18 protein-coding genes are annotated in these 14957 nt (G+C 64.7%); 1 reads left to right on the top strand and 17 read right to left on the bottom strand.

Annotated features, from left to right (window positions below):
• The 17 genes from VQ067_RS05960 to trmJ form a co-directional block, all read right to left on the bottom strand.
• The gene (locus VQ067_RS05960; RefSeq protein ID WP_003137855.1) at positions 1–645 is read right to left on the bottom strand and encodes a YfgM family protein; all 645 of its coding nucleotides are present in this window, start codon (positions 643–645) and stop codon (positions 1–3) included.
• A 26-nt stretch (positions 646–671) separates the two neighbouring features.
• Entirely contained in the window at positions 672–1961 is a 1290-nt protein-coding gene (gene hisS, locus VQ067_RS05955) for a histidine--tRNA ligase (RefSeq protein WP_023434849.1), read from the bottom strand.
• A gap of 18 nt (positions 1962–1979) precedes the next feature.
• Positions 1980–3095 (bottom strand): flavodoxin-dependent (E)-4-hydroxy-3-methylbut-2-enyl-diphosphate synthase, encoded by a 1116-nt coding sequence (gene ispG, locus VQ067_RS05950; protein ID WP_003092800.1) that lies wholly within the window; start codon positions 3093–3095, stop codon positions 1980–1982.
• A complete protein-coding gene (locus VQ067_RS05945; protein ID WP_015502427.1) occupies positions 3092–4135 on the bottom strand; it encodes a RodZ domain-containing protein in 1044 nt (347 codons plus the stop codon). Before VQ067_RS05945 ends, ispG begins: the two co-directional genes overlap by 4 nt.
• On the bottom strand, positions 4132–4890 hold the full coding sequence (gene pilF / locus VQ067_RS05940) for a type 4a pilus biogenesis protein PilF (protein ID WP_340080808.1): 759 nt from the start codon (positions 4888–4890) through the stop codon (positions 4132–4134). The genes VQ067_RS05945 and pilF overlap by 4 nt, the downstream gene beginning before the upstream one ends.
• A 17-nt stretch (positions 4891–4907) precedes the next feature.
• Entirely contained in the window at positions 4908–6047 is a 1140-nt protein-coding gene (gene rlmN, locus VQ067_RS05935; protein ID WP_033991049.1) for a 23S rRNA (adenine(2503)-C(2))-methyltransferase RlmN, read from the bottom strand.
• Between the two features lie 24 nt (positions 6048–6071).
• A complete protein-coding gene (gene ndk, locus VQ067_RS05930; RefSeq protein WP_003092811.1) occupies positions 6072–6503 on the bottom strand; it encodes a nucleoside-diphosphate kinase in 432 nt (143 codons plus the stop codon).
• Positions 6504–6746: 243 nt separating this feature from the next.
• Positions 6747–6947: a Fe-S cluster assembly protein IscX gene (gene iscX / locus VQ067_RS05925; protein WP_003092814.1), complete on the bottom strand. Its 201-nt coding sequence runs from the start codon at positions 6945–6947 to the stop codon at positions 6747–6749.
• Between the two features lie 25 nt (positions 6948–6972).
• Positions 6973–7311 (bottom strand): ISC system 2Fe-2S type ferredoxin, encoded by a 339-nt coding sequence (gene fdx / locus VQ067_RS05920; RefSeq protein WP_003092818.1) that lies wholly within the window; start codon positions 7309–7311, stop codon positions 6973–6975.
• Between the two features lie 6 nt (positions 7312–7317).
• Positions 7318–9177, bottom strand: coding sequence for a Fe-S protein assembly chaperone HscA (hscA, locus tag VQ067_RS05915; RefSeq protein ID WP_003092822.1), 1860 nt, complete (start codon positions 9175–9177; stop codon positions 7318–7320).
• 42 nt (positions 9178–9219) lie between these two features.
• Positions 9220–9741, bottom strand: a complete 522-nt coding sequence (gene hscB, locus VQ067_RS05910; protein WP_003092824.1) for a co-chaperone HscB — start codon at positions 9739–9741, stop codon at positions 9220–9222.
• 7 nt (positions 9742–9748) lie between these two features.
• Positions 9749–10072 (bottom strand): iron-sulfur cluster assembly protein IscA, encoded by a 324-nt coding sequence (gene iscA / locus VQ067_RS05905; RefSeq protein ID WP_003100617.1) that lies wholly within the window; start codon positions 10070–10072, stop codon positions 9749–9751.
• A 27-nt stretch (positions 10073–10099) separates the two neighbouring features.
• A complete protein-coding gene (iscU, locus tag VQ067_RS05900) occupies positions 10100–10486 on the bottom strand; it encodes a Fe-S cluster assembly scaffold IscU (RefSeq protein WP_003092829.1) in 387 nt (128 codons plus the stop codon).
• A gap of 34 nt (positions 10487–10520) precedes the next feature.
• The gene (locus tag VQ067_RS05895) at positions 10521–11735 is read right to left on the bottom strand and encodes an IscS subfamily cysteine desulfurase (RefSeq protein WP_003092832.1); all 1215 of its coding nucleotides are present in this window, start codon (positions 11733–11735) and stop codon (positions 10521–10523) included.
• A 29-nt stretch (positions 11736–11764) separates the two neighbouring features.
• On the bottom strand, positions 11765–12256 hold the full coding sequence (gene iscR, locus VQ067_RS05890) for a Fe-S cluster assembly transcriptional regulator IscR (RefSeq protein ID WP_003092836.1): 492 nt from the start codon (positions 12254–12256) through the stop codon (positions 11765–11767).
• Between the two features lie 144 nt (positions 12257–12400).
• Positions 12401–13177, bottom strand: a complete 777-nt coding sequence (cysE, locus tag VQ067_RS05885) for a serine O-acetyltransferase (RefSeq protein WP_003092839.1) — start codon at positions 13175–13177, stop codon at positions 12401–12403.
• Entirely contained in the window at positions 13177–13950 is a 774-nt protein-coding gene (gene trmJ / locus VQ067_RS05880) for a tRNA (cytosine(32)/uridine(32)-2'-O)-methyltransferase TrmJ (protein WP_003092842.1), read from the bottom strand. Before trmJ ends, cysE begins: the two co-directional genes overlap by 1 nt.
• Positions 13951–14101: 151 nt before the next feature.
• Between trmJ and suhB the strand changes: the two genes are divergently transcribed.
• Complete coding sequence (gene suhB / locus VQ067_RS05875) at positions 14102–14917, top strand: type III secretion system regulator SuhB (protein ID WP_003092845.1); 816 nt, start codon at positions 14102–14104, stop codon at positions 14915–14917.
• Positions 14918–14957: the final 40 nt, after the last annotated feature.

Raw genomic sequence — 14957 nt, 5'->3', positions numbered from 1 at the left:
TCAGGCCTCTCCCTTGGACAGGTCGTCGAGCTTGATCTGCAGGGCATCGCCGGCACCGTCTTCGGGCAGCGACTGCTTGGCTTTCTCGTAGGCCGCGCGTGCCTCGTCGGTGCGCTTGAGCTGCACCAGCAGGTCGCCCTTGAGCTCCTCGCGGGTAGAGACGTAGGCCTTGTCGGCGTCGCCATCGAGCAGCTTCAGGCCTTCCTCGACCTTGCCCTGGGCCGCCAGGACCCGGGCCAGGCGCTGCCGCGCCAGTTCGCCGAGGGTGGCGTCGGCCGGCTTGTCCATGACCGCCTTCAGCTCGGCAACGGCGTCATCCAGCTTGCCGCTGTCGACCGCGACCTTGGCCACGAACAGGCTGCCGTACTGGGCATAATGGGTGCCGCCGAACTCGCTCTTCAGCTTGCCGGCCAGCTCCGCCACCTTCGCCGGATCCGGCTGGCCGGCCGGATTCAGCGCGGTTTCGATCAGTTGCTGGTAGACGATCGAGGCGCCCTGCGCCTGGTTGGTCTGGTACTTCTGCCAGGCCTGCCAGCCGAATACCACTGCCAGCGCGAGGATGCCGCCGGTGACCAGGGGCTTGCCGTTGCGCTGCCACCAGTCCTTGATCTGCGCCAGGTCTTCGTCTTCGGTACGCGATGTCACCCCAATCACTCCTATTCTTTATGTTCTCAAGCCTGTGCCAGACAGGCTGCCAGGTGCTCGGGCAGAGCATCCCAGGCAATGCTTTGTTGCTCGCCCTCGTCACGCAGGGGCTTGAAACCTACCACGCGATTGGCCACCTCGTCCTCCCCGAGGATCAGGGCAAAGCGCGCGCCGCTCTTGTCGGCCTTCTTGAACTGGCTCTTGAAGCTGCCGGCGCCGGCGTTGACCAGCAGGCGTATGCCGGGAATGGCGCTGCGCAACTGTTCGGCCAGGGTCAGGGCGGCCAGCTCGGCCGGTTCTCCGAAGGCGCAGACGTAGAGGTCGGCCGGACGGTTCAGTTCGGCGGGGATCACCCCCAAGGTCTCCAGCAGCAGCACCAGGCGTTCCACGCCCATGGCGAAACCGACACCCGGGGTCGGCTTGCCGCCGAACTGGCTGACCAGCCCGTCGTAGCGGCCACCGCCGCAAACGGTGCCCTGGGCGCCAAGCTTGTCGGTGACCCACTCGAAAGCCGTGCGGCAGTAATAGTCCAGGCCGCGCACCAGCTTCTGGTTGATTTCATAGCGCAGTCCGACAGCATCCAGGCGGGCCTTGAGACCCTCGAAGTGGGCGATCGATTCTTCGTCGAGATAGTCGTGCAGGGTCGGCGCGCCGACCAGCAACGCCTGGGTGCTCTCCACCTTGCTGTCGAGGATTCGCAGCGGATTGGTGGTCATGCGCCGCTGGCTGTCTTCGTCGAGTTGCTCGAAGCGCTCCTGCAGATAGGCCACCAGGGCCTCGCGATAGCGTGCGCGGGCCTCGCTGGAGCCGAGGGTATTGAGCTGCAGGGTCACCGCTTCGGCCATGCCGAGCTTCTGCCACAGACGCCAGGTGAGGATGATCAACTCGGCGTCGATGTCCGGACCGGGCAGGTTGAAGACTTCCACGCCGATCTGGTGGAACTGCCGGTAGCGACCTTTCTGCGGTTTCTCGTAACGGAACATCGGCCCGGTGTACCAGAGCTTCTGCACCTGGCCACCGCCGCTCAGGCCGTGCTCCAGCACGGCGCGCACGCAACCGGCGGTACCTTCCGGACGCATGGTCAGGGATTCGCCGTTGCGGTCGAGGAAGGTGTACATCTCCTTGTCGACCACGTCGGTGCCTTCGCCGATGCCGCGGGCGAAGAGTTCGGTGAACTCGAGGATGGGCAGGCGGATCTCGCTGTAGCCGTAGCCGTCCAGCAGGCCGGCGAAGGTGCGTTCCAGATAGCGCCAGGCCGGAGTCTGCTCCGGCAGGATGTCGTTCATGCCACGAATGGCTTGCAGGGACTTGCTCACGTAGGGTCCTTAAACGGGTCAGCCGCGGGCGATCAGGCTCGCATCGGCTTCGGCCTTCTCGGCCGCCTTCTGGCGGATCAGCCGTTCCAGCTCGTCCACCAGGTTGTCGTTGGTCAGTTTCTGCGACGGCTTGCCGTCGATATACACCAGGTTCGGAGTGCCGCCGGTGAGGCCGACATGGGCCTCCTTGGCTTCGCCCGGACCGTTGACGACGCAACCGATCACGGCCACGTCCATCGGTACCAGCAGGTCCTCCAGGCGCCCTTCCAGCTCGTTCATGGTCTTCACCACGTCGAAGTTCTGCCGCGAACAGCTCGGGCAGGCGATGAAGTTGATGCCACGGGAGCGCAGGTGCAGGGACTTGAGGATGTCGAAACCGACCTTGATCTCCTCGACCGGATCGGCAGCCAGGGAAATCCGGATGGTGTCGCCGATTCCCTCGGCCAGGAGCATGCCCAGCCCCACCGCCGACTTCACCGTGCCGGAGCGCAGGCCGCCGGCCTCGGTGATGCCCAGGTGCAGGGGCTGCTCGATCTGCCTGGCCAGCAGGCGATAGGCGGCGACGGCCATGAAGACGTCGGAGGCCTTGACGCTGACCTTGAAGTTCTGGAAGTCCAGCTTGTCGAGATGATCGACGTGGCGCATGGCCGATTCGAGCAGGGCTTCCGGGGTCGGTTCGCCGTATTTCTTCTGCAGGTCCTTTTCCAGCGAACCGGCATTGACGCCGATACGGATCGGGATGTTGCGCTCGCGCGCGGCGTCGACCACGGCCTTGACCCGGTCCTCGCGACCGATGTTGCCCGGATTGATGCGCAGGCAGTCCACTCCCAGCTCGGCGACGCGCAGGGCGATGCGATAGTCGAAGTGGATGTCGGCGACCAGCGGCACGTTGACCTGCTGCTTGATCTTGCCGAACGCCTCGGCGGCGTCCATGTCGGGGACGGAAACCCGCACGATGTCCGCGCCGGCATCTTCCAGGCGGCGGATCTGCGCGACGGTGGCAGCGACGTCGCAGGTCTCGGTGTTGGTCATGCTCTGCACGGCGATCGGCGCATCGCCGCCCACCGGGACGTTGCCGACCCAGATTTTCCGAGACTTGCGGCGAATGATCGGAGAAGCGCTATGAATGCTCATTGTCCTACCTTCAGACGGGCCGTTTCGCCGCGGACGAAGGGGGTCACGTCCACCGGCTGGCCGTTGTAGCTGACCTGGGCGCCGCGAGCGAAACCGAGGCGCAGCTCCAGCGGGGCCTTGCCGGCCAGTTCCAGGCTGTCGCCCTTGCGCTTCAGCGCGCTGACCAGGACCTTGCCGTTGGCGTCGGTGACCTGGGTCCAGCAATCGGCGACGAACTGTACCTTGACCACCCCCTGGCCCTCGCCTGCCACCACGGGCGCGGCGGCAGGTTCGCTCGGCGCTGGCGGGGCGGCCGGACTGGCCGTCGCCGGAACGGCTGGAGCAGTACCGGGAGCGGGAGCCGTGCCGGCAGGCGCGGCGGTAACGGGCTGCTGGGGCGCGGCGGGGGTGCCCTGGGCCGGAGCGGCGGGAACCTGCGCGCCCTCGCTCGCCACCGGCGGCGAACCCTCGGCCTGGGCGGCGACTTCCGGAGAAACCTCGGCGGGCGCTTGCTCGCCTTCCTTCTGCGCTTCGATCACCGCCTGGTCTTCAGGCTCGTCCAGGGTATGGATCTCGGTGGTGCCGTCGGCGCTTTCCACTTCGACATGCTCGAGGCTCAGACCGGCGGTTTCCGGCGTGCGCGCGGAATGCTCCTGCCACCAGAAGTAGCCGAAGCCGATCAGCAGGGCGAGCAGTAACAGACTGACGATACGCAGCACGTTGCGCGACAGGCGCACCGGCTCGGCGACCCGTCCCAGGCTCTGTACGGTGCTGCCGCTGGCATTGGTGCCGGTGAAATGGTCGAAGCTGTTGACCAGCTCGGCCTGGTCGAGGCCCATGAGCTTGGCGTAGGCGCGGATGTAGCCGCGCGAGAAGGTGTGCCCCGGCAGCTTGTCGAACGCGCCGTTTTCCAGCTGACGCAGCGAATTCTCGGTCAGGTTCAGTTGCCCGGCCACCTGCGACAACGACAAGCCCTTCTGCTCGCGCGCCTGGCGCAGGGTTTCCCCGGGGTTCTGACGGGAAGCGGTGGCTACGACTTCGGGCTGCGGCGCTTTCATCATTTTTCCGCCTGGAATTCCTGATATTCGGGAGAGCCTGGGTACAGGCGTTTCAACTGCAGGCCATAGCTGGCGGCCGTGTCGCGGTCCTCGAAGACCTTCGCGAGACGAATGCCCAGCAACAGGCTGCGGGCGTTCTGCCCGCCGCCCTGGGCAAAGAGATCATAGTACTGGCGAGCCGGCACGTACTCGCGCTCCTTGTAGAGCAGGTCGGCCATCTCCAGCGCGACGCTGGGCTGGTTACGGTTCAGACGCAGGGATTTCTCGAAGTACTCCTTGGCCTGGGCCGGTTTCTTCATTTGCAGCGAAACCAGGCCGAGGTTCTCGAAGACCCGCGAGCGCTCGGGATAGAGGGTATCCTGGCTGGCCTCCAGGAGACGCTGGTAGGCCTCCTCGTAGCGCTTCTGCTCGTAGAGGAAACCGCCGTAGTTGTTCAGTACCCGGGCATTGCGGCTATCGCTGGCGAGCGCCTTGCGGTACTCCTCGTCGGCCAGCTTGGGCTCCATCTCGGTCTGGAACACCACCGCCAGCGCGGCATGCGCGTCGGCGCTGGAAGGGTCGATCTCGAGGGCCTTGCGCAGCGGCACCTTGGCCTGCTCGGTGTTCCCCCGCTGGAGATAGCCGAGGCCGAGCTGGATATAGGCATTGCGCGCCTCGTCACGGCCCTTGTCGGTTTTCAGGGGATTCTGATCTCCGCTCGTCACGCAGCCTGTCAGCCCAACTGCCAACAGGAACACCAGCGCGGCGCGTACAGTCATCGGAACCCTCCTCTCACTCAATTTCGATTCGCCGCCGACTCGGACTCGGCCAGTTGGCGCACGGCAATATAACGTTCGCTCCGGCGGGTACGATCCATGACCTGGCCGACCAGCTGGCCACAGGCCGCGTCGATGTCGTCGCCGCGGGTGGTACGCACGGTCACGTTGAAGCCGCCCTTGTGCAACATGTCCTGGAAACGCCGGATGGCATTGTTGCTCGGGCGCTCGTAGCCGGAGTGCGGGAATGGATTAAACGGAATCAGGTTGATCTTGCAAGGCGTGTCTTTCAGCAATGCGATCATCTGCTCAGCATGCTCGGGCTGATCGTTGACATCCTTGAGCAGGGTGTACTCGACGGTCAGCACGCGCTTCTCGCCGAGCCGGGAAATATACCGGCGGCAGGCATCCAGCAGCATGCCCAGCGGATACTTCTTGTTGATCGGCACCAGCTTGTTGCGCAACTCGTCGTTCGGTGCGTGCAGCGACAGGGCCAGGGACACTTCGATCACCTCGCCGAGCTTGTCGATCATCGGCACCACGCCGGAGGTGGACAGGGTCACCTTGCGCTTGGAAATACCGTAGCCGAGGTCGTCCATCATGATGTTCATGGCGGCGACCACGTTGTCGAAGTTCAGCAGCGGCTCGCCCATGCCCATCATCACGACATTGGTGATGGCGCGGTCGATCTTGGCCGGAACGGTACCGAACGACTTGTTGGCGATCCACACCTGGCCGATCACCTCGGCGGCGGTGAGGTCGCTGTTGAAACCCTGCTTGCCGGTGGAGCAGAAACTGCAATCCAGGGCGCAGCCCGCCTGGGAGGACACGCACAGGGTGCCGCGTCCGCCCTGGGGGATGTACACGGTCTCGACGCAACTGCCGGACGCCACCCGGACCACCCACTTGCGGGTGCCGTCGGCGGAGATGTCCTGGCTGACGATCTCGGGACCGCGTATCTCGGCTGAGGCCTTGAGCTTTTCGCGCAAGGCCTTGCCGACGTTGGTCATGGCGTCGAAATCGTCGACGCCAAAGTGGTGAATCCACTTCATGACCTGGCCGGCCCGGAAACGCTTCTCGCCGATGGACTCGAAGAACTGTTCCAGCTGCGGCTGGGTCAGGCCCAGCAGGTTCACCTTGCCGGCGGTGGTCGTTGTCATGGCTTCACCCTCACCCACGCTCGATCAGCGAATGCGCTCGCAGACTTCGGTAGCCGCGAAGAAGTAGGCGATCTCGCGAGCGGCGGAAGCTTCGGAATCGGAACCGTGGACGGCGTTCTCGTCGATGGAGACGGCGAAGTCGGCGCGGATGGTACCGGCGTCGGCTTTCTTCGGATCGGTGGCGCCCATCAGCTCGCGGTTCTTGGCGATGGCGTCCTCGCCTTCCAGGACCTGGACTACAACCGGACCGGAAGTCATGAAGGAAACCAGGTCCTTGAAGAACGGACGCTCTTTGTGCTCGGCATAGAAGCCGCCGGCTTCACGCTCGGACAGCTGAACCATTTTAGCGGCGACGACGCGCAGGCCGGCTTTCTCGAAGCGGGTCAGGATTTCGCCGATCACGTTCTTGGAAACGGCGTCCGGCTTGATGATGGACAGGGTGCGTTGCAGTGCCATTGGTAAAACTCCGAAACAAGGTTGTCTAGCATGGGCGGCCCCGCCAGCGGGGCGGGACGCCGTGATTCGTTCAGGACGCTGACGAAAACGGCCCGAAAGGGCCGGAATCAGCGTGGCTGCGCCTGGCATCGGGCCCGGCGCGCCTAGCCTGGAATGCGCCCGCGGACGATTTCAGGCCTTACCTAAAATAAAACCCGCGAATTATACGCGGGTTCCCGGCAAATGCGTAGGGCGGGCCTATGGCTAGTCCCGTTCCTCGATCCAGGCGGCCTGGATGGCCTCCAGGACTTTCTCCCCGCTACGCTGAGGATCGTCGGAGAACTCTGGAAGTTCCACCACCCAGCGCCGCAGATCGACGAAGTTGACGTATCGCGGATCGACCTCCGGCTTGCTTTCGTCGAGCTGGATGGCGATTTCCAGCACATCGGTCCATTTCAGGCTCATTGCACGCTCCTCTCTACCGCCGGGCTCAGTGGCCTTCCGACACCTGGTTGATGGTGTACTTGGGAATCTCGACCACCAGGTCTTCGTCGGCCACCACTGCCTGGCAGGATAGCCGCGAATCGGGCTCCAGGCCCCAGGCCTTGTCCAGCATGTCGTCTTCGAGTTCGTCGGACGGCTCCATGGAGTCGAGGCCTTCGCGGACGATTACGTGGCAGGTCGTGCAGGCGCAGGATTTCTCACAGGCATGCTCGATCTCGATGCCATTGCGCAACGCGGCATCCAGTATGGTTTCGCCGGGCTTCGCCTCGAATACCGCCCCCTCGGGGCAGTGGTCGGCATGGGGCAGAATCACGATCTGCGGCATCTTCGCTTATTCCTCGATTTCGTTGAGCCGGCGGCCGGAGAGCGCGGCCTTGACGGTCGCGTCCATCCGCCGTGCGGCGAAAGCGTCGGTCACCTGGGACAGGCGCTTGATCTGGTTCTCGATGGCCGCGGTGTCGCTACCACCGGCCAGTTCACGCAAGGTGTCCATCTGCGCCGCGATGGCCAGGCGCTCCTCTTCGTCCAGGAGCCGCTCGCCGTCGACGTCCAGCGCCGACTGCACGGCCTCCAGCAGCCGCTGCGCCTCGACCTGCTGTTCGCGCAGGGCGCGGGCAGCCTTGTCGTCGCCGGCGTAGTCGAAGGAGTCCTTGAGCATCCGCGCGATCTCGCCGTCGGTCAGCCCATAGGACGGCTTGACCTGGATGCTGGCCTCGACGCCGGAACTCAGTTCGCGTGCGGACACGCCGAGCAAGCCGTCGGCGTCGACCTGGAAGGTCACCCGGATTTTCGCCGCGCCCGCCACCATCGGCGGAATGCCGCGCAGCTCGAAGCGCGCCAGCGAACGACAATCCTTCACCAGCTCGCGCTCGCCCTGCAGCACGTGGATCATCATGGCCGTCTGGCCGTCCTTGTAGGTGGTGAACTCCTGGGCGCGCGCCACCGGGATGGTGGTATTGCGCGGAATCACCTTCTCCATCAGCCCGCCCATGGTTTCCAGGCCGAGCGACAGCGGAATGACGTCCAGCAGCAGCAATTCCTCGCCGCGCTTGTTGCCGGCCAGGGCATCGGCCTGGATGGCCGCGCCGATGGCGACCACCTGGTCCGGATCGATATCGGTCAGCGGCTCGCAGCCGAACAACTCGCCAACCGCCGTGCGCACACGGGGCACGCGGGTCGAGCCACCGACCATCACCACAGAGCGGATTTCTTCCAGATCGACACCGGAGTCGCGCACCGCTCGGCGACAGGACTTCAGGCTGCGAGCGACGAACGGCTCGATCAACTCGTCGAGCGTCGCCCGGCTCAGCTCGCCGCTCCAGTCGCCGTAGGCGACCCGGACCGACGCCTCGTCGGTAAGACGCTCCTTGGCCGCACAGGCGATTTGCAGCAACTGCCGCTGGCTGCCCGGGTCCAGATCGGCAGAAAGGCCAGCCTGCTCGATCACCCAGCCAGCGATGGCATGGTCGAAGTCGTCGCCGCCCAGGGCCGTATCGCCGCCGGTGGCCAGGACTTCGAAGACACCGCGGGTCAGGCGCAGGATGGAAATGTCGAAGGTTCCACCACCCAGGTCATAGATGGCCACCAAGCCTTCCGCGCCTTTGTCCAGGCCGTAGGCCACGGCGGCGGCGGTCGGCTCGTTGAGCAGGCGCAGGACGTTCAGTCCGGCCAGGCGCGCGGCATCCTTGGTAGCCTGGCGCTGGGCGTCGTCGAAATAAGCCGGCACAGTGATCACCGCACCCACCAGCTCGCCACCGAGGGTGGTTTCGGCGCGCTGGCGCAGCTCACGCAGGATGTCCGCCGAGACTTCCACAGGACTCTTCAGCCCCTGTACGGTCTCGATGAAGGGCATGTGCGACTCGCCCTGGCGGAAGCGGTAGGGCAATTGCTCGCCCAGTTGCTTGACGTCCTCCAGGCCGCGCCCCATCAGACGCTTGACCGAAATGATGGTATTGAAGGGATCCTTCGCGGCGGCCGCGCGGGCGCTCTCACCCACTTCCGCCCGCTCGGCGTGATAACGCACCGCGGAAGGCAGGATCAGGCGCCCCTGCGCATCCGGCAAGGGCTCGGCGACGCCGCTACGCACCGCGGCGACCAGCGAATTGGTGGTACCCAGGTCGATCCCAACCGCCAGGCGACGCTCATGGGGCTTGGGACTCTGACCGGGCTCGGCGATCTGCAGTAGGGCCATGCTCTGTCTTAACTATGGGGTGCGACCCGGGGGCCGCAGGGATTAATCGTCGAGTCGCTCTTCCAGCTGGCGCACTTCCTGCGCGAGCTTGTCGAGGAACTGCATGCGACGGACCAGGCGTTCGGCCTCTTCGCGGCGCTGCGCATCGTCCCAGCACGCGGCGAACTCGCGCTCCAGCTCGGCCTGGGCGGCCTTGAGCCGACGCTTGAAGGTCGCCACGCCGGCCAGGTCGGCGCTGTCCTGCAACTCCTCCAGTTCCTCGCGCAGCTGCATCTGCTGCAGGAGAAACTCCGGATCCTGCACCGTAGCCTCCAAGGGCAACTCGTGACCACTCAGGGTCAACAGGTACAAGGCCCGGCGCGGAGCGCTCTTCAGGGTCTGGTAGGCCTCGTTCAGTTGCGCCGCGCGCTCCAGGGCGAGACGCTGCTCGCGCTCGGGAGCATCGGCGAAACGGTCGGGATGGACGCTGCGCACCAACTCGCGATAGCGCTGGCCGAGCTCGTCGAGATCGACCAGGAAAGCCGGTTGCAGGTCGAACTGGGCGAAATGACAGGGTTTACCCACGCCGGCCTCAGACGTTGAAGCTTTCGCCGCAGCCGCATTCGCCACGAACGTTGGGATTGTTGAACTTGAAGCCTTCGTTGAGCCCTTCGCGAGTGAAGTCCAGCTCGGTGCCATCGAGATAGACCAGGCTTTTCGGGTCGATGATGACCTTCACGCCATGGCTCTCGAAGACCAGGTCCTCGGCCGCCAGTTCATCGACGAATTCGAGGACATAGGCAAGCCCGGAACAGCCAGTGGTGCGCACGCCAAGACGGATACCCTCGCCCTTGCCGCGCCCCTCGAGGGAGCGCTGCACGTGTTTGGCGGCGGCTTCGGTCATGCTGATGGCCATTGCAACTCCTTACTCGTCACGAGCGGCTTAGAGCAAACCCTTCTTCTGCTTGTAGTCGCGAACGGCGGCCTTGATGGCGTCTTCGGCGAGAACGGAGCAGTGGATCTTCACCGGCGGCAGGGCCAGCTCTTCGGCGATGGTGGTGTTCTTGATGGTTTCCGCCTCGTCCAGGGTCTTGCCCTTCATCCACTCGGTGGCGAGGGAGCTGGAGGCGATCGCGGAACCGCAACCGTAGGTCTTGAACTTCGCGTCTTCGATCACGCCCTGCTCGTTGACCTTGATCTGCAGGCGCATCACGTCGCCGCAGGCCGGCGCGCCGACCATGCCGGTGCCGACGTTGGGATCGGCAGCGTCGAGCTTGCCGACGTTGCGCGGGTTTTCGTAGTGGTCGATGACCTTTTCGCTATATGCCATGGCTAATCCTCACGTTTTCCGGGGCACGAGGCGCTCAGTGCGCCTGCCATTCGACCTGGGACAGGTCGACGCCCTCTTTGTACATATCCCACAGCGGCGACAGTTCGCGCAGCTTGGAAACGGCCTCGACCACCTTCTTCGCGGCATAGTCGATCTCTTCCTCGGTGGTGAAGCGACCGAAGGTGAAGCGGATGGAGCTATGCGCCAGTTCGTCGTTGCGGCCCAGGGCGCGCAATACGTAGGACGGTTCCAGGGACGCCGAGGTACAGGCCGAACCGGAGGAGACCGCGAGGTCCTTGAGCGCCATGATCAGCGACTCGCCCTCGACGTAGTTGAAGCTGACGTTGAGGTTGTGCGGGACGCGGGAGGTCATGCTGCCGTTGATGTAGAGCTCTTCCAGGCCGTCGATCTGCGCGAAGAAGCGGTCGCGGAGCGCCAGCACGCGGGCGTTCTCCTGGGCCATTTCTTCCTTGGCGATGCGGAACGCCTCGCCCATGCCGACGATCTGGTGGGTGGCCAGGGTGCCGGAACGCATGCCGCGCTCATGGCCGCCGCCGTGCATCTGGCCCTCGATGCGGACGCGCGGCTTGCGCCGGACGTAGAGCGCGCCAATGCCTTTCGGGCCGTAGGTCTTGTGCGCGGAGAAGGACATCAGGTCGACCTTGAGCTTGTCCAGGTCGATCTCGACCTTGCCGGTCGACTGTGCGGCGTCGACGTGGAACAGCACGCCGCGGGAGCGGGTCAGCTCGCCGATGGCGGCGATGTCGTTGACGGTGCCGATCTCGTTGTTCACGTGCATGACCGAGACCAGGATGGTGTCGTCACGCAGCGCCGCCTCGACCAGTGCCGGAGTGATCAGGCCATCTTCGCCCGGCTCCAGGTAGGTCACTTCGAAACCTTCGCGCTCCAGCTGGCGGCAGGTATCGAGGACCGCCTTGTGCTCGATCTTCGAGGTGATGATGTGCTTGCCCTTGCCCGAGTAGAAGTGCGCAACGCCCTTGATCGCCAGGTTGTCGGACTCGGTGGCGCCGGAGGTCCAGACGATCTCGCGGGGATCGGCGTTGACCAGTTCGGCCACCTGGCGACGGGCGTTCTCCACGGCCTCCTCGGCTTTCCAGCCGAACACGTGGGAACGCGAAGCCGGGTTGCCGAAGTTGCCGTCCATCAGCAGGCATTCGCTCATTTTCTGGGCGACGCGGGGATCGACGGGAGTGGTCGCGGAGTAATCGAGGTAGATCGGCAATTTCATCAGGTAACTCCTACAGGCTGGCGCCCTGCTCAGTCGATGGCGGACGCTTCAATCTTGTCGAGACGAGGCGTCTTGCCTGAGCAACGGCGTTCGTCCTGGCGCAGCGCGACCTCCTGGACCTCCTGGCGGCTGACCAGATCGGCCAGGCTGATGCCGCTGAGGAACTCATGGATCTGCAAACTGAGGTCGCACCACAGGTGGTGGGTCAGACAGGTATCGCCGGAGTGGCAATCGCCCTGCCCCTGGCAGCGGGTCGCGTCGACGGATTCGTTGACCGCGTCGATCACCTGCGCCACATGGATGCCCGACATATGGCGGGACAGCTGGTAGCCGCCGCCCGGGCCGCGCACGCTGGTCACCAGGTTGCCACGGCGCAACTTGGCGAACAGCTGTTCGAGATAGGACAGGGAAATGCCTTGGCGTTCGGAGATATCGGCCAGCGAGACCGGACCTTGCTGAGCATGCAGCGCCAGGTCGAGCATGGCGGTTACGGCGTAGCGGCCTTTGGTGGTCAGACGCATGGGCTTTTCCCATCGGGATCATTCGGGGTTGACGCGGATTATGCTCTTATCCGAGTAATTAGGTCAACTATAAGACCGATCAAATTACTCAGGATTAGGCAAATTCAGGGCGCTACATGCTAGCAGAAAGCCGCCGGCCGCGCATTACGCGGCCGGATTGCCATCCTCGTCCTTGACCCCGGCGAAATCCTCCTCGCGCAATACCGGCAGATCCTTCGCGCAGTAGTCGCTCCCCAAGGCGGTGAGCGCCTGGCACATGCCCTCGAGCCGGCCGTCGACGGCCTGCAGGTGATCGAGCAACTGACCAATGGCACGCGCCACCGGGTCCGGCATGTCCTGGCTGACTCCGTAGGCATCGAAGCCGAGTTTCTCCGCCATCGCCTGGCGCTTGGCCTGCTGCTCGGTATCCTCGCGCATGATGATCCGCCCGGGAATGCCGACCACGGTGGCACCCGGCGGGACTTCCTTGGTCACCACGGCATTGGAGCCGACCTTGGCGCCCTCGCCGACGGTGAACGGGCCGAGCACCTTGGCACCGGCACCGACCACCACGTTGTTGCCGAGGGTGGGGTGGCGCTTGCCCTTGTTCCAGGTGGTACCGCCCAGGGTGACGCCCTGGTAGAGGGTGACGTCGTCGCCGATCTCGGCGGTTTCGCCGATGACGATGCCCATGCCGTGGTCGATGAAGAAGCGCCGGCCGATCCTGGCCCCCGGGTGGATCTCGATGCCGGTCATCCAGCGGCCGAAATTGGACACCAGGCGCGCCAGCCACTTCCAGCCGGACGTCCACAAGCCGTGGGCCAGCCGATGCAGCCAGACGGCGTGCAGGCCCGGATAACAGGTGAGGACCTCGAGTGCGTTGCGAGCCGCCGGATCACGGTGGAATACGCTTTGGATATCTTCACGCACACGTTCGAACATCAGTCGTCACTCCGCTTGTAGGACAGGCCTCGGGCCACCTTCTGGGTTTCGGTCAGGATCCCGCGCAGGATATTCATTTCCAGCTTGCTGATCGCGCTGCGCCCATACAGGCGCCGCAACCGCGACATCAGGTGGCGCGGCTTCTCCGGATCGAGGAAGCCGATATCGATCAGCGTCCTCTCCAGATGCGCGTAATAGAGCTCCAGCTCGTCGGCCGTCACCAGCTCGGTGTTGAGCATCGAGGTGGACTCGAACTTTTCCATCTTGGTCGGCTTGCCCTGGGCCGCCAGCCACGCCATGCGCACCTCGTAGGTGAGCACCTGGACCGCGGCCGCCAGGTTCAGCGAACCGAACTCGGGATCGGAGGGGATATGCACATGGAACTGGCAGCGCTGCAATTCTTCGTTGGTCAAACCCGCATATTCGCGCCCGAATACCAGGGCCACCTCGCCATTCGCCTCCAGGTGCTCCAGGCAGGTCGTCGCGCACTCGCGCGGATCCAGCAGCGGCCAGGGAATCCGCCGGTCGCGGGCGCTGGTGCCGAGCACCACGCTGCAGCCGCTCAGGGCCTCTTCCAGGGTGTCCACCACCCTTGCGGCGTCGAGGATGTCGGTGGCGCCGGAAGCCCGCGCCACCGCGTCGCCGTGGGGAAAGCTTTCCGGCTGCACCAGCACCAGTTGCGACAGGCCCATGTTCTTCATGGCACGGGCCGCCCCGCCGATGTTGCCGGGATGACTGGTGTTGACCAACACCACACGAATACGGTCGAGCAACGCCGATGCTCTCCAACGCCAAGTTACTGAAGGGTGTGAAATCCTACAGCAGAGGTCAGCTTTATACCATGCGGCCGACAGGTCGCCCTTCAAACGCCATCGGTTTCTGCTAGAATGGCCGGCTTTCTTTAACGACCCAGGTGACCTCTCCATGCAGCCTATGCTGAATATCGCCCTGCGCGCCGCTCGCAGCGCCGGTGAACTGATTTTCCGCTCCATCGAACGCCTGGATGTCATCTCGGTCAACGAGAAGGATGCCAAGGACTACGTGACCGAAGTCGATCGCGCCGCCGAGCAGACCATCGTCGCCGCGCTGCGCAAGGCCTATCCGACTCACGCGATCATGGGCGAGGAAGGCGGCTTCATCGAAGGCAGCGGCGAGGGCGCCGATTACCTCTGGGTGATCGATCCGCTGGACGGCACCACCAACTTCATCCATGGCGTACCGCACTTCGCCGTGAGCATCGCCTGCAAGTACAAGGGCCGCCTGGAGCACGCCGTGGTCCTCGACCCGGTACGCCAGGAAGAATTCACCGCCAGCCGCGGTCGCGGCGCCGCCCTCAACGGTCGCCGCCTGCGCGTCAGCGGCCGCAAGAGCCTGGAAGGCGCCCTGCTCGGCACCGGGTTCCCGTTCCGCGACAACCAGATCGACAATCTCGACAACTACCTGAACATGTTCCGCAGCCTGGTCGGCCAGACCGCCGGCATCCGCCGCGCCGGCGCCGCCAGCCTGGACCTGGCCTACGTCGCCGCCGGACGCTACGACGCCTTCTGGGAATTCGGCCTGTCCGAATGGGACATGGCGGCAGGCGCCCTGCTGGTACAGGAAGCCGGCGGCCTGGTGAGCGACTTCACCGGCAGCCACGAATTCCTCGAGAAGGGTCACATCGTCGCCGGCAACACCAAATGCTTCAAGGCACTGCTGACCACCATCCAGCCGCACCTGCCGCCGTCGCTGAAGCGCTGATCCGCCGCTGACGAAGAACCCGGCCTGGCGCCGGGTTTTT

The organism is Pseudomonas sp. KBN12P06040 (genome assembly GCF_037574965.1).
GTDB classification, from domain to species: Bacteria; Pseudomonadota; Gammaproteobacteria; order Pseudomonadales; family Pseudomonadaceae; genus Pseudomonas; species Pseudomonas aeruginosa.
This window is presented reverse-complemented; position numbering and strand designations above follow the sequence as displayed.

Coding starts and splice junctions, on each gene's coding strand:
- ispG (WP_003092800.1), bottom strand. CDS start 3,095: ATGAGCATTCATAGCGCTTCTCCGATCATTCGCCGCAAGTCTCGGAAA.
- VQ067_RS05945 (WP_015502427.1), bottom strand. CDS start 4,135: ATGATGAAAGCGCCGCAGCCCGAAGTCGTAGCCACCGCTTCCCGTCAG.
- pilF (WP_340080808.1), bottom strand. CDS start 4,890: ATGACTGTACGCGCCGCGCTGGTGTTCCTGTTGGCAGTTGGGCTGACA.
- rlmN (WP_033991049.1), bottom strand. CDS start 6,047: ATGACAACGACCACCGCCGGCAAGGTGAACCTGCTGGGCCTGACCCAG.
- ndk (WP_003092811.1), bottom strand. CDS start 6,503: ATGGCACTGCAACGCACCCTGTCCATCATCAAGCCGGACGCCGTTTCC.
- iscX (WP_003092814.1), bottom strand. CDS start 6,947: ATGAGCCTGAAATGGACCGATGTGCTGGAAATCGCCATCCAGCTCGAC.
- fdx (WP_003092818.1), bottom strand. CDS start 7,311: ATGCCGCAGATCGTGATTCTGCCCCATGCCGACCACTGCCCCGAGGGG.
- hscA (WP_003092822.1), bottom strand. CDS start 9,177: ATGGCCCTACTGCAGATCGCCGAGCCCGGTCAGAGTCCCAAGCCCCAT.
- iscA (WP_003100617.1), bottom strand. CDS start 10,072: ATGGCCATCAGCATGACCGAAGCCGCCGCCAAACACGTGCAGCGCTCC.
- iscU (WP_003092829.1), bottom strand. CDS start 10,486: ATGGCATATAGCGAAAAGGTCATCGACCACTACGAAAACCCGCGCAAC.
- VQ067_RS05895 (WP_003092832.1), bottom strand. CDS start 11,735: ATGAAATTGCCGATCTACCTCGATTACTCCGCGACCACTCCCGTCGAT.
- iscR (WP_003092836.1), bottom strand. CDS start 12,256: ATGCGTCTGACCACCAAAGGCCGCTACGCCGTAACCGCCATGCTCGAC.
- cysE (WP_003092839.1), bottom strand. CDS start 13,177: ATGTTCGAACGTGTGCGTGAAGATATCCAAAGCGTATTCCACCGTGAT.
- suhB (WP_003092845.1), top strand. CDS start 14,102: ATGCAGCCTATGCTGAATATCGCCCTGCGCGCCGCTCGCAGCGCCGGT.